The following is a 12,319-nucleotide window of genomic DNA, read 5'->3' as shown; positions in this document are numbered from 1 at the left end:
GCGCAAGAGCGATGGCGAGCCCGGCGCAAAGACGATTTGGATCGGCATGCAGAGAACCATGGACGCCGCCCTCACCATTCAAGCACTGCGGGAAGAGTCATGACTTCCGTATAAGGAAATGCCGCAAACCAGCGTCGAGTTCAGAATTGCCGTGCGATTGGCGGCTGTCGTTCCAGTCAGGCTCAAGTGAATATTAGGAGGGCAACATGCCGAGCGAAGTGAGAACGAAATTCAAGGTTGCGGCCGTACAGGCCGCCCCCGAATTCCTAGACCTAGAAAAGGGTGTGGAGAAGGCCGTCCGCCTGATCGAGGAGGCTTCGTCTTTCGGGGCAGCGTTGATTGCCTTTCCCGAAGTGTGGTTGCCGGGTTACCCGTGGTGGATTTGGCTGGACTCGCCGGCGTGGGGAATGCAGTTCGTACGTCGGTACTTCGAGAATTCGCTCGCAGTGGACAGCGAGCATTTCGAGAGAATCAAGGCAGCAGCAGCGAAGAACAAGATTTTCGTGGTCTTGGGCTTCTCCGAACGCGCGGGCGGCTCCCTCTACATCGCGCAAGCGATTATTGATGACCAGGGAAAGCTCATCGCGACACGCCGCAAGCTCAAACCGACGCACGCAGAACGTACGGTGTACGGAGAAGGCGATGGTAGCCATCTCGCTGTGCATGACACTTCTATCGGGCGAATGGGAGCGCTCTGCTGTGCGGAACACATTCAGCCGCTTTCGAAGTACGCCATGTATTCGCAGCACGAGCAGATTCACGTGGCGGCCTGGCCGAGCTTTTCGGTCTATCGTGGAGCTGCTTTCCAGCTTAGCGCGCAAGCAAACAACGCAGCCAGCCAGGTCTATGCGCTTGAGGGGCAATGCTTCGTTCTCGCACCGTGCGCCACCGTCTCCAAGGAGATGATTGACATGCTGGTAGACAAGGATAGCAAAGCAGCCCTGCTGACGGAAGGTGGCGGATTTGCGATGATTTACGGCCCGGATGCCGCGCCCCTTTGCGAGCCCCTGGGCGAGAAGGAGGAAGGGCTGCTGTGCGCTGACGTCGACCTGGGAATGATTGGTGTGGCAAAAGCCGCATATGACCCGGTCGGTCACTACTCGCGCCCTGATGTTCTCCGCCTGCTTTTCAATCGCAATCGCTCAACACCGGTTCATGACTTCGAGCAGGAGTCGTTTCCGGACACATTGAAGCATCCGGCGAGACCGGCTGCCGGCAGCTCCGAGCCGGGCCCCGAAGACTCAAAGTGAAGTTTCCCGCGTATGACGGTATGGGGCGTTTAGCGGTACTCGCTGAACGCCCCACAGAGGCCTCGACGACAGGCATGATCCGGATCATGTGCTCGACCATGTGACAGTGAAACAGCCAGTCCTCCGGGCGGCGCGGCGTCCACGACATCGCAAAGGTGCTCGGATTGCCGCCTTGTCCAAGCCGCGTCGCACCATTTCGACATCGGCTGCGGCATAACGATGGGTTGTGGCAACCTGTGCGTGCCCAAGCCAAGCTTGGATTGTTAGAAGGTCCACGCCGGATTGAAGTAGCATCATCGCTAGCGAGTGTCGCCTATATCGTGGACGATATAGCAGGCATCGCACCACCGTGCGCAGGACTTCCGGATCGCCCCGGCCTCAATGCTCACTTGTCCTTTGGCCAGTTGCAACCGTATGACCCCGGTGGACGATGCTTCCGGCTGATCGCACTGGTTCCCCGCAGGAGGCACGTCGACCGATCCTTCGACTGCGGGTGCCTCAACGATGACGGGCAACGGCAGTGGGTCGTTCGCAACCTCAGGCGGGCCGAAATCGCCTGCTCTATACATGCGACGCCAGCGAAAGACATTCACGTTCAGGCCGTGTTCCAGCGCTAGCTTTGAAACAGAACGGCGGTTGGCGCGCGTGACTTTCTGAAAGATGTCGCGAGCGCTCTCGGTCCACATCAACGGCTTGGGTTGGTGTTGTGGTGAGCGATGTGGGAATGTGCTCAGCACAAATTCAGGATCTCGCGAGCCTGGGCTGCGGTCGCTACGGGGCGGCCATACTCCTCGCAAAGCTCGGCAACCTGGCGCACAAGGGCGGCGTTGGACGGGGCGAGCGTATTCTTGTCCATCCGCACATTGTCCTCGAGTCCTGTGCGGCAGTGTCCCCCTAGTTCGAGAGACCAGCGAGCCATCGTCAGTTGATTTCGACCGATGCCTGCGCCGGTCCATGTCGCATCGGGCGAAAGGCGCTTGAGGGTCCGAACGTAAAATTCAAGCACTTCGCGATCGACAGGCATTGCGTTCTTGATGCCCATGACAAATTGGATGTGCAGGGGACCGACGATCGCGCCCGCTGCCTGCATCGCTGCGGCTTGGAAGATCATCGACAGGTCGAAGGCCTCGACTTCGGGCTTGATGCCGTAGGCCTTCATTTCGGCGGCGAGCCAGTCGACCAGGTCCGGCGAATTGTCATAGACCCGGGTCGGGAAGTTGACCGAGCCGGTGGCCAAGGATGCCATGTCCGGCCGCAGGGATAGCATGGCACCTCTCTCATTGCCGGCCCCGGAGCGGCCACCGGTGGAAACCTGGGTGATCATGCCCGGCGCGTGCTTGCGAATGCCTTCCAGCACTAGCGCGAAGCGATCGGGATTTGACGTGGGAGTTTCGTCATCGTTGCGTACGTGGAGATGAACCAGGGTCGCTCCGGCTTCAAATGCCGCCTGGGTCGACTCCACCTGCTCGTTCACTGTGATTGGTACAGCCGGATTGTCTTTTTTGCGCGGCAGTGATCCCGTGATCGCAACAGAAATGATGTAAGGCTTGTTCATGCTTGATTTCAGTAGTTTGGATAGGCCGCACGCGGTATCTTTTGGTGCCTCTAGGGTCACCGATAAGGCGACCTCTGCGCTGGTTTGACGCCGTCTTCGTTTGTATTGGTCGACAATTCGCATGCATCGTATGGGACAGCATGGCTTCGTCCAATACTGAGTGGGTCTGCAATGGCAGGCTTTTTCGTCTCAGCGAGAGCCTGCCATTTTTTTCACAATCCCGAATCACCGAGAAAATAGGTTTCGCCCATCTTGGCTGTGGAAATTGCCTCCTGCCTCAGGAGTCGCGGTGTTGGGCGCGCAGAACGACCGTCCGTTCTGAATCCGCTGCGCCCTGGCTTGACCTGCTGTCGATCACCGATGCCGACCGCTTATGGTCGATCAGGAGCACAGCCAGCACTGCTATGACAGCAGGCACTGCCATTGCAGTGAAATTCTGCTGGAGTGGCAGGGACATGCTTACCAGCACGCCGATGACAATGGGCGCCAGGATTGCGCCGCTTCTGCCGACACCGGATGCCCAGCCAATGCCCGTGCCGCGGACGGTAGCTGGGTAGAACTGCCCTGCATATGCGTACGTCACAATTTGCGTGCCGATCGTGGAGGCTCCGGCAAGTGCGACTACGAAGAACAAGGCCTCTGTCGGCATCTTGTAGCCAAGCAGCGTAATCGATATCGCGGCGAGTGTGTACATGCCAACCAGCACGTATTTGATATTGAACTTGTCTGCCAGCCAACCGCCGCCGATTGCGCCGGCCATCGCCCCGAAGTTCAGGACCAGGACGAAAGTCAGTGCCGAGCCGAGGCTATAGCCCGCGCCAGCCATGAGTTTCGTGAGCCAGGAGCTCAACGCATAGACCATGAACAGGCACATGAAGAAAGCCACCCACAAAATGACGGTGCTGAATCCACGGCCATCAAGGAATAGCATGCTGATAGGAGCGCTGGTACCTTTCTCGGCCTGAGGCAAATCAAACCGGTCTGTCGCCTGCGCGCTGTAGGTGCTGTCCATTTGGCCCAGTACTGCTTTAAGACTGTCCAGACGATTGCGCCGGATCAGGAAGGGCAGCGACTCAGGCATTAGCTTCAACACAGCAGGGATGATAAGTACGGGAACGCTGGCAGCCAGGAATACCGATTGCCAACCGTACGTCTGGATCAGTGATTTACCCATTATTGCTGCGAGCATCCCGCCTACGGAATACCCACTAAACATCAGCGTGACCATCGTTCCGCGAATCTTGCGCGGCGAGAACTCGGTCATCTGAGCGACGACATTGGGCATCACACCGCCGATTCCCAGTCCGGCAAGGAAGCGTGTCATGCTGAACGTGACCGGATCGTGTGTCATTCCCGCCGCAGCAGTAAAGACGCTGAAGAGCGCAATACAGACTGAGATGGCTTTGGGGCGGCCAATGCGATCGGCAATGGTTCCCATGATGACTGCGCCGAACATCATGCCGAACAGCGCGGAGCTGACCATAAAACCGGCGCGGGTCGCGTCGACGCCCATGTCTTTCATGATGGAAGGAAGGGCGATGCCCACCACGGCAAGGTCGTAGCCATCAAAGATGATAATGAGCGCGCACCAAAACAGCAGGCCAGCATGGAATCTGTTGAAGCGCGCGTCGTCGGCGAGCTTGTGAACATCAATGTGACGCATAATTTGTCTCCTCCGTTGTATTAGGAATGGTTGCGGCATGCACCCCGGCGTCTGCGGTTCACGCAGGCGTGGTCTCCTGGAGATTTTCGATCTTGTCGGTCGGCGTCTCGGCAGCGATTTAAAGGGAGCGCGTGATACTTGTAGGGGGGCGGTGTGGTCCCTTACGAAGCTCTTAAGTTCCGGCTTAGCATCACGATCAATCTGGCCAGAGACGTACACAGTGCTACCGATCTTCAAAGCAAGCGGGTACCGAATCGCTTTGTAGGGCGGATCCTATCCAAGCGGGAACAATGGCTCTACAGTTGGTTTACTGCCGCGTCAGCTATCGTCGCTTCTCCGAGGGGTTCTAGCCGTTGTCGCCCCCTGCAACCGGCAGCACGGCACCCGTGATGTAGCCAGCTTCGTCAGAGGCGAGGAAGAGAATCGGCGCGATTTGTTCGTCGAGCGTTCCGTATCGCTTGAAGAACGTCGACTCAGTAACCTGCGTCACCGCCTCCCTCATCCAGGCCTTCTCTTGCTCGCTATCTCCAGCCGCGTTGCGCGGCACGCGTCGGCGAGGCGCCTCGGTTCCGCCGGGCGCTGCAGCGACCACGCGAATGTTGTGCTCGCCATACTCCATCGCCAGCGACTGCGTCATCGCGTTGACGCCACCCTTCGCAGCCGAGTACGGCACACGGCGGATACCGCGCGTTGCATTCGAGGAAACGTTCACGATCGTTCCGCTACCTTGCGCGAGCATATGCGGAAGGACCGCGTGGCAGGCGTACAGGGTCGGCATGAGCGAACGGCGAATCTCCGCGTCAATCTGAGCCGGTTCGAATTCGGCATAGGGCCGCATGCGAATGGCTCCGCCCACGGCGTTGACCAGAATGTCAATTCGACCAAACCTCTCCACCGCGAATGCCATCGTGGAGGCTGCGCCTTCATAGGTCTCGAGGTCGGCAATGAAGCCGGCGGTGTCGGCCCCCACTGCTTCCGCTGCGACTTCGGAAACGAAGTCGGCGCGGTCTACAAACAGGACCTTCGCACCCTCCGCCGCTGCGCGTAGTGCGACGCCGCGGCCTATACCTTGGGCGGCACCGGTGACTACCATCACCTTGCCTTCGAATCGCTGGGCGCTCATGGGGTCACCGGGGCTGCGTTGGGCGTGAACTTCTCATAGTGGAAGCTGTTGGGCTTGACGCCGTTTTCGTCGAAATACTTGCGCACCGCGTCGACCATCGGCGGAGGTCCGCACAGGTAAACGTCAACGTCACCGTCGTTAAGACATTCAGCCGGCATATGCTGAGTCACCCAGCCCTTGCGAGGATGGCTCGATTCCGCTTCTGCGACCACGGTGCTGAACGTAAAGTTGGGCAACTTGGCGACGTACGCCTCGATAGCATCAATCTGGACAAGGTCGAGGTCTCGTGTCACACCGTAAATGAGATGCACCTTCTGCTGCGAGTTCGCACGAACCAGGACTTCCAGCATCGACAGGAAGGGGGCCAAGCCCGTGCCGCCAGCCAGGAACAACAAGGGACGCTCCACTGCCCGAAGATAGAAGCTGCCCAAGGGGCCGGTCAGTTGCACCTTGTGGCCCGGCTGTGCCGCTTCGAGCCACGTGCTCATCACGCCCCCGGGAATTTTCTTGATCAGGAAGCTGATCTTCGATGCGCCCGGCGCGGACGAAAACGAATACGAGCGGTGCTGTCCGCTGCCGGGGACGTCGATGTTCACATACTGACCAGCGAGGAAGACCGGTGGGATGCTGTCTATGTCCAACTCAAGCACCACCGCGGCATCATTGTGTTGTTCGACTTTTGTGACCGTCGCAGCGAATTTGCTTTGCTCGGTTTTGCACACCGTCGACGATGCCGGAACCGCGATGACGCAGTCACTCTGCGGGACCATCTGGCACGTGAGCACGAGACCGCTAGCTTTCTCGTCGGCGCTAAGTGCGTCTTCAATGTAGTCATCGCCCAAGTCGTAGCTGCCACTCTCGGCGCGGCACTTGCAGGTGCCACACACGCCGTCGGAGCAATCCATCGGCAGGTTGATCTTGGCACGAAAAGCGGCATCAAGGACCTTTTCGCCGGCCTTGCATTCGACGAAGCGGGTCACGCCGTCTTCAAAATTCAGTGCGATGTTGTAGCTGGACATGTTGCCTCCTGCGTCCTGTCTCATTCCGACCAGTTGCATCAGACGTGGTAGACGTCGAGAACCTGGCGGATATAGTCGTTCTTGAGCGCAATCTTCTTGCTCGAAATCAACAAGCGGTCGTCAACTCTGCGGAGGGTGACGAAGACGGTTCCGAAATACTGATCGGTCACCTTGTAACGATGGCTCAACGTGTTGAAGTTGTATCGAACGTCGACTTGGTTATCCCGCTCCGCCAGCACTTCGACATTGGTAACGTTGTGGCTGGTGCGCGGTTCCGGCATCGACGCGCTGCTGCGCTCGGTTCTGATACGAAACACCCGGTCTTCAAGGCCGCCGCGGTCCGCGTAGTACATCAGAGAAATTTCGCTTTGCGGGTCTTCGGTGAGTTTGTCATCGTCATCCCAGGCCGGCATCCAGTAGGTGACGTCTTCTGTGTAGCAGGACAACCACTCGTCCCACTGACGGTCATCGAGAAAGCGTGCCTCTTGATAGAGCGCGTTACAGATTTTTTGATAGTCGATGGTCATGCGGCCGCCTCTGCTTGTTCTTTACGCAGGGCTTCGCGCATCACCTGCATCCAATATTCGTGTTGCACTACGAAGAGACCTTCGTCTTCGCTGCGCTCGCCAGAGATAAGCGGGTTCAATCCCATGCCCTTCGCGTTCGCGTCAGGTCCGTGGACCCACAACGGTGCGCCACGCGACATGTCGTTCCACATCGACGTCGTGCTGGCATATCCCGCCTGGCACGCACGGAATTCTTCGAGGTCGTCGCTGGTTCCCATGCCCGAGACATTGAAGAAGTCTTCGTATTGGCGAATGCGGATGGCGCGGCTTTCTGCGCTTTCGCCCTTCGGTGCGAAGCAGAAAATGCTGACTTCAGTTTTGTCGACACTAATCGGACGGACCACGCGAATCTGTGTACTGAACTGGTCCATCAGGAAAACATTCGGATAAAGACACAGATTGCGTGTCTGATTCACGATGTATTTCGCCTTGTCCTCGCCGACACGAGCAGCAATTTCGTCGCGATGTTGATAGACAGGACGCACTTCAGGATTCATCGTGTTGGTCCAGAGCAGGATATGGCCATGCTCGAAGCCATACACGCCCGCGACCGACTTGCTCCAACCGTTTGCATCGACGGCCTTCGTGCCCTCGACCTTACGGCGGCCCATCGTTGCGGCGTAGTTCCAGTGCACGGTGCTGACGTGATAGCCGTCGCAGCCGTTTTCCATCTGCATCTTCCAGTTGCCGTCGTAGATGTACGAAGAGTTGCCGCGCAACACTTCGAGACCTTCCGGCGCTTGCGCGACGATTTGGTCGATGATGATCTTCGTCTCGCCGAGATAGTCCTCGAGCGGCATCACGTCTTCGCTCAGGCTACCGAACAGGAAACCGCGATAGTTCTGAAAGCGCGCGACCTTCTTCAAGTCGTGCGAACCCTGTTTGTTGAACTGCACCGGATACTCGGTGGTCTTCTCGTCCTTTACCTTCAGAAGCTTGCCGGCATTCGAGAACGTCCAGCCGTGGAACGGGCAGGTGAAGCTACCCTTGTTGCCGTGCTTGCGACGGCACAGCATGGCGCCCTTGTGTGCGCACGCATTGATTACCGCATGCAGCTCACCGGCCTTGTCACGCGTGATGACAATTGGCTGACGACCAATCCACGTCGTGTAGTAATCGTTGTTGTTCGGAACCTGGCTTTCGTGCGCGAGGTAGACCCAGTTGCTCTCGAAGATGTGCTTCATCTCGAGTTCGTACAGATCGGCGTTCGAGAAGATGTCGCGGCGGCAACGGAAGACGCCATTTTCCTTGTCATCCTGAACGGCGTTGCTCAGCAAATCGTCCAGTTTTCGTGCTTTGTCGATAGTTGCGGACATTAGTCGTCTCCCTATGCTGGCTTCGTGGTCAAGCCCTGTGGCATCGGTACAGATAGTTCGTGCAGAGAGGTTGGCGGCCTGGCGAGGCAGGCCGCCGTGCGAGGGGTTACGCCGTGGCGGATGCGCGGGGGCGGTTCACAAGCTGGTTGTCCTTGCCTTGCACCAGCGGAGTCAACTCGATGTTGAACTCGATTTCCTTGTACGCGTCGTCCTTGAGGCCGAGCGCAGCGCCGCCAGTCTTTTCGACCACATGCGGTACGAGTTCTTCGCGCGTCGCATAAGCGAAGTCATCCCAGATCAGCGGGTCGCCTTCGATGTTGATCTGCGTCGTGAGCTTGCGAGCCTTGTCGCTCGTTACGAAAAAGTGTACATGGGCCGGGCGGTTGCCGTGTCGGGCAATCGCGTCAAGCAGTTGTTGCGTGGCGCCTTGCGGAGGGCAGCCGTAGCCAACGGGCATCAGCGTGCGGAACTCGTACTTGCCGTCAGCCCCGGTCTTCACCGCGCCGCGAAGATTGAAATCGTCTTGCGTCCCGGTCGGGTCGAAGTGCGAGTAGAAGCCCTTCGAGTTGGCGTGCCAGCATTCGACGACCGCATCGGCCACGGGCTTCCCGTCCGGTCCGGTCACAGTGCCACGGATGATGAGCGGACCCGCGTTTTCGTCAGCATTGAGGTCAATCTTAGAGGCGCCATCACGCACCGGCGCGCCAGCAACATACAGTGGGCCTTCGATAGTGCGCGGCGTGCCGCCGTGAATGTCAGCTTCACGGTCCTCCGCATCCATGCGGATGTCTAGATACTTCTCGAGACCAAGGCCAGCGGCCAAGAGGGCAGCCTCACTATCTTGTCCAAGCTTGTTGAAGTAATTCACGCCAGTCCAGATCTCGTCGGGCGTCATGTCCAGGTCGTCGATGGCCTTGAAGAGGTCGCTCAGCAGACGATGAGTAATCTGCTTGGCGCGAGCGTTGCCATCTTGGCTTCCCAGATTCGCTGCAGCCTTCAGCAGGTCCTGCACTTCCTTCGAGTCGAATACTTTGACGCTCATGTCTGCTCCTAACTTTCTGTGTTTTCGTGGGGTTAACCCTCATTTTGGGCCGATCCGATAGTGCTCGGAAGGTATAATCTGGCCTTGAAACGAAGTGTGAAAGCAGAATAGAGGACGCCAAACGCCCCAGTCCAACACTGTTTTAGTATCGCGCTATATCTCGGAGGTATTGTATGGAGCTGCGACATCTTCGCTACTTTGTAGCGGTTGCAGAAGAACGCAACTTCACGCGCGCAGCCAAGCGGCTCCACATCGCGCAGCCGCCGTTAAGCCGCCAAATACAGCAGCTCGAAGAAGCGCTGGGCGTACAGCTGTTCGAACGGAGCTCCCGTCCGCTCAAGCTCACCGAGACCGGCAAGTTTTTTTACTCGCACGCGGTGAATCTGATTGCGCAGACGAACGAGTTGGAGTCGATGACGCGACGCGTGGGCAACATCGAGCGCAGTCTGTCCGTCGGTTTTGTAGGTTCCACGCTCTACGGCATGCTGCCAAAGATCATTCGGCGATTCCGAGACGAGAACAAGTCGGTCGAGCTCAGCCTGCACGAGATGTCAACAATGGACCAGATTCGCGCGCTCAAGGACGGACGCATCGATGTAGGGTTCGGCCGGATTCGACACGAGGACGCAAACATCCGCCGGGTGACTCTGCGCGAGGAGAAAATGATCGTTGCACTTCCCGTCGGCCATCCGCTCTCGACGTCGAAGCCGATCCTCGCGCTTCGGGACCTCATCTACGAAACACTCATTGTTTTCCCGAAGGCCCCGAGGCCAAGCTACGCGGACCAAGTTCTGTCGGCCTTCCAGGAGCGAGCGCTTACCCCTCGGCGCATCTATGACGTGCGCGAGTTGCAGATTGCATTGGGACTTGTCGCGGCGGGAGAAGGGATCTCAGTTGTTCCAAGCAGCGTTTATGGGCTGAAACGCGACGACGTGAGCTACATGGAGCTGGATGACCCAACTCTAACTTCACCAATCATCATGAGTATGCGTGCGATGGATGAATCGCATGACATCAACGAAATGCTGGAGCTGATCTATCGGCTCTACGAGGAAGAGGGAATTCCCTATGTACCGCGCGTGGACAAAGGGACGTAAGACGACCATACCCGGCGCCGGCACTGGTCGGACAGGATGAGACCAGCGTCAACGCGGCCATGCTCAAGCAGAACAAGGTCGCTCGGGGCAACCGCTTCGCCAAGTCAGGAATCGAGACGGCGTTGCTGGACGCCCAAGGCAAACACCTTGGCGTGACTATCTCCGCGCTGCTTGGTGGCGCCGTCCACAAGACGCTTCCAGTCCTCTGGACGCTCGCCAGCGGTGATACCCACCGCGACATCGAGGAAGCCGAAATGCTTCTCGCCGAACGTCGCCACAACGTCTTCAAGCTCAAGATTGGTCGTCGCAGAGTGCGTGACGACGTGCGCACGTGTCCAAGATCAAAGCCGCGCTGGGTGACCGAGCGAAGGTTACCGTGGACGTCAATCAGGCATGGAACGAAGTTGATGCAGCCTTGGGTATCGAAGCGCTGGAGGCGGCTGGCATCGACCTTATCGAACAACCCGCGCCACGTGAGCACCGCGGAGCGCTTGCCCGGCTCGCGGCACGATTCACCGTTCCCATCATGGCCGACGAGGGTTATTACCGGACCCGAGGACGCACTCGAACTCGTGCGTATGCCTGTGCCGACGCGTTTGCGCTGAAGATTGCGAAGTCCGGCGGCATCTACGGAATGATGCGCACGGCGGCCATTGCAGATGCAGCGGGTGTGTTGCTCTACGGCGGGACGATGCTCGAAGGCAGTATCGGATCCATCGCTTCCGCACATGGCTCCAGCGCGCTTCCGCGACTAATGTGGGGTACCGAGCTTTTCGGCCCGCTGTTGCTCAAGGATGACATCGTGACGGCTCGTCCATAGTATCGCGATTTCAATCTGTTGGCTTGTCTCATAATTGTCCGGCGCCACTCGGACCCCAAATTTCTGCTTGAACGAGCCCCAGCCGCGGACTGAGGCGCATGACGGTGTATTTCAGGGTGAGGCCTGCGTGATAGGCCATCCGCTGGAACACGCCGCTATGTTGAAGGCAGCATTGACGTCAGCGTGTACCCTGGCAAGGCGTCCGGTCTGATGGGCGTTGACAAACGTGTTTCGTTCGTCCTTCAGACGCCTCCCCAACGGCTCGTGGGCCGGCGAGGTTTGCTCGGGCTCGACTTTCGTCGGTGCTGATTTCTCTGCTGCTGCCTTCGACTTCTTCTTTCCGCTGTGTTTGCGCAGCGGCTCGTTATTCACGAAACTCGTCTTGCTTGTGTAGGACTCCTCGGTGGTAACGACGACAATGCCCTGCTGTTCGGCCTTGTAGCGGATCAGCTCAATCAATCTGGCGTGCGGGATAGTGCGCAAGCGTCGATTCTGGGTGGTGCCCATGTCGCCGCCATTCTTCCAACCCTTGTTCTGTCCAATGACGATGACCTGCACACCGCGCGTTGCGCAGTTGCGAACGAGGTTGTTGCTCAGCTTGTGCAGGAAGTCGTTGAGCCATTGGGCTCGACGGCGTTGCGCCTCCAGATATGCGGGGTCTGCATAGAGCGCCTTCATGCCTTTGCGCAACACCATCTGGTCACCGCGCGACAGCCTCTCGCCTCGCTGCTTTGCTTCATCCATTTTGGCCTGCAGCGCGCGGAGTTCAGGCGTCATCAACACCGACTTCAGACGGTCGATCCGCGCGTCCTGCCGACCCATGACGACCTCGAATCTGCCGGAACTCACGACGTGGGCATGGCTGCCG

The 12,319-nt window shown here is 58.4% G+C and carries 13 protein-coding genes and 1 pseudogene; 4 read left to right on the top strand and 10 right to left on the bottom strand.

Annotated elements, in window-relative coordinates; genetic code table 11:
- Positions 1-206 precede the first annotated feature (206 nt).
- Positions 207-1,250, top strand: coding sequence for a carbon-nitrogen hydrolase family protein (locus DN412_RS40540; RefSeq protein ID WP_115216666.1), 1,044 nt, complete (start codon positions 207-209; stop codon positions 1,248-1,250).
- 84 nt (positions 1,251-1,334) lie between these two features.
- On the opposite strand, the gene DN412_RS44270 is transcribed toward DN412_RS40540, so the two are convergent.
- The 8 genes from DN412_RS44270 to catA form a co-directional block, all read right to left on the bottom strand.
- Complete coding sequence (locus DN412_RS44270; RefSeq protein WP_279635305.1) at positions 1,335-1,595, bottom strand: tyrosine-type recombinase/integrase; 261 nt, start codon at positions 1,593-1,595, stop codon at positions 1,335-1,337.
- A 385-nt stretch (positions 1,596-1,980) separates the two neighbouring features.
- Positions 1,981-2,805: a 3-oxoadipate:acetyl-CoA acetyltransferase gene (locus DN412_RS40530; protein ID WP_115216665.1), complete on the bottom strand. Its 825-nt coding sequence runs from the start codon at positions 2,803-2,805 to the stop codon at positions 1,981-1,983.
- Between the two features lie 277 nt (positions 2,806-3,082).
- Complete coding sequence (locus DN412_RS40525) at positions 3,083-4,468, bottom strand: MFS transporter (RefSeq protein WP_115216664.1); 1,386 nt, start codon at positions 4,466-4,468, stop codon at positions 3,083-3,085.
- 346 nt (positions 4,469-4,814) lie between these two features.
- On the bottom strand, positions 4,815-5,591 hold the full coding sequence (benD, locus tag DN412_RS40520; protein ID WP_115216663.1) for a benzoate diol dehydrogenase BenD: 777 nt from the start codon (positions 5,589-5,591) through the stop codon (positions 4,815-4,817).
- Positions 5,588-6,610 (bottom strand): benzoate 1,2-dioxygenase electron transfer component BenC, encoded by a 1,023-nt coding sequence (gene benC, locus DN412_RS40515; RefSeq protein WP_115216662.1) that lies wholly within the window; start codon positions 6,608-6,610, stop codon positions 5,588-5,590. The genes benD and benC overlap by 4 nt, the downstream gene beginning before the upstream one ends.
- Before the next feature lie 38 nt (positions 6,611-6,648).
- Positions 6,649-7,137 carry a benzoate 1,2-dioxygenase small subunit gene (benB, locus tag DN412_RS40510; RefSeq protein ID WP_115216661.1) on the bottom strand — a complete coding sequence of 163 codons (489 nt, stop codon included), beginning with the start codon at positions 7,135-7,137 and terminating at the stop codon, positions 6,649-6,651.
- Complete coding sequence (locus DN412_RS40505; protein WP_115216660.1) at positions 7,134-8,492, bottom strand: SRPBCC family protein; 1,359 nt, start codon at positions 8,490-8,492, stop codon at positions 7,134-7,136. Before DN412_RS40505 ends, benB begins: the two co-directional genes overlap by 4 nt.
- 106 nt (positions 8,493-8,598) lie before the next feature.
- Entirely contained in the window at positions 8,599-9,534 is a 936-nt protein-coding gene (catA, locus tag DN412_RS40500; protein WP_115216659.1) for a catechol 1,2-dioxygenase, read from the bottom strand.
- 173 nt (positions 9,535-9,707) lie between these two features.
- Between catA and DN412_RS40495 the strand changes: the two genes are divergently transcribed.
- The gene (locus DN412_RS40495) at positions 9,708-10,631 is read left to right on the top strand and encodes a LysR family transcriptional regulator (protein ID WP_115216658.1); all 924 of its coding nucleotides are present in this window, start codon (positions 9,708-9,710) and stop codon (positions 10,629-10,631) included.
- A gap of 59 nt (positions 10,632-10,690) precedes the next feature.
- Positions 10,691-10,747, top strand: a pseudogene (locus DN412_RS45290) (hypothetical protein); the annotation flags it as partial.
- Here the strand turns inward: DN412_RS45290 and DN412_RS45285 are convergent.
- Positions 10,736-10,909, bottom strand: coding sequence for a hypothetical protein (locus DN412_RS45285; protein WP_244223067.1), 174 nt, complete (start codon positions 10,907-10,909; stop codon positions 10,736-10,738). The pseudogene DN412_RS45290 and the gene DN412_RS45285 overlap by 12 nt on opposite strands.
- A gap of 53 nt (positions 10,910-10,962) precedes the next feature.
- Between DN412_RS45285 and DN412_RS45280 the strand changes: the two genes are divergently transcribed.
- Positions 10,963-11,451, top strand: coding sequence for an enolase C-terminal domain-like protein (locus tag DN412_RS45280; protein WP_244223066.1), 489 nt, complete (start codon positions 10,963-10,965; stop codon positions 11,449-11,451).
- A 111-nt stretch (positions 11,452-11,562) separates the two neighbouring features.
- Here DN412_RS45280 and DN412_RS40485 read toward each other — a convergent pair.
- Positions 11,563-12,319: IS200/IS605 family accessory protein TnpB-related protein (locus tag DN412_RS40485; protein ID WP_208647756.1), on the bottom strand; the 757-nt coding region annotated here is incomplete at its 5' end.

Source organism: Cupriavidus lacunae, from assembly GCF_003353055.1.
GTDB lineage: Bacteria > Pseudomonadota > Gammaproteobacteria > Burkholderiales > Burkholderiaceae > Cupriavidus > Cupriavidus lacunae.
The sequence above is the reverse complement of the archived record's forward strand: the minus strand, read 5'-3'. Positions and strand labels throughout refer to the sequence as shown.

Coding starts and splice junctions, on each gene's coding strand:
- DN412_RS40505 (WP_115216660.1), bottom strand. CDS start 8,492: ATGTCCGCAACTATCGACAAAGCACGAAAACTGGACGATTTGCTGAGC.
- DN412_RS40540 (WP_115216666.1), top strand. CDS start 207: ATGCCGAGCGAAGTGAGAACGAAATTCAAGGTTGCGGCCGTACAGGCC.
- catA (WP_115216659.1), bottom strand. CDS start 9,534: ATGAGCGTCAAAGTATTCGACTCGAAGGAAGTGCAGGACCTGCTGAAG.
- DN412_RS40530 (WP_115216665.1), bottom strand. CDS start 2,805: ATGAACAAGCCTTACATCATTTCTGTTGCGATCACGGGATCACTGCCG.
- DN412_RS40495 (WP_115216658.1), top strand. CDS start 9,708: ATGGAGCTGCGACATCTTCGCTACTTTGTAGCGGTTGCAGAAGAACGC.
- benB (WP_115216661.1), bottom strand. CDS start 7,137: ATGACCATCGACTATCAAAAAATCTGTAACGCGCTCTATCAAGAGGCA.
- DN412_RS40525 (WP_115216664.1), bottom strand. CDS start 4,468: ATGCGTCACATTGATGTTCACAAGCTCGCCGACGACGCGCGCTTCAAC.
- benC (WP_115216662.1), bottom strand. CDS start 6,610: ATGTCCAGCTACAACATCGCACTGAATTTTGAAGACGGCGTGACCCGC.
- benD (WP_115216663.1), bottom strand. CDS start 5,591: ATGAGCGCCCAGCGATTCGAAGGCAAGGTGATGGTAGTCACCGGTGCC.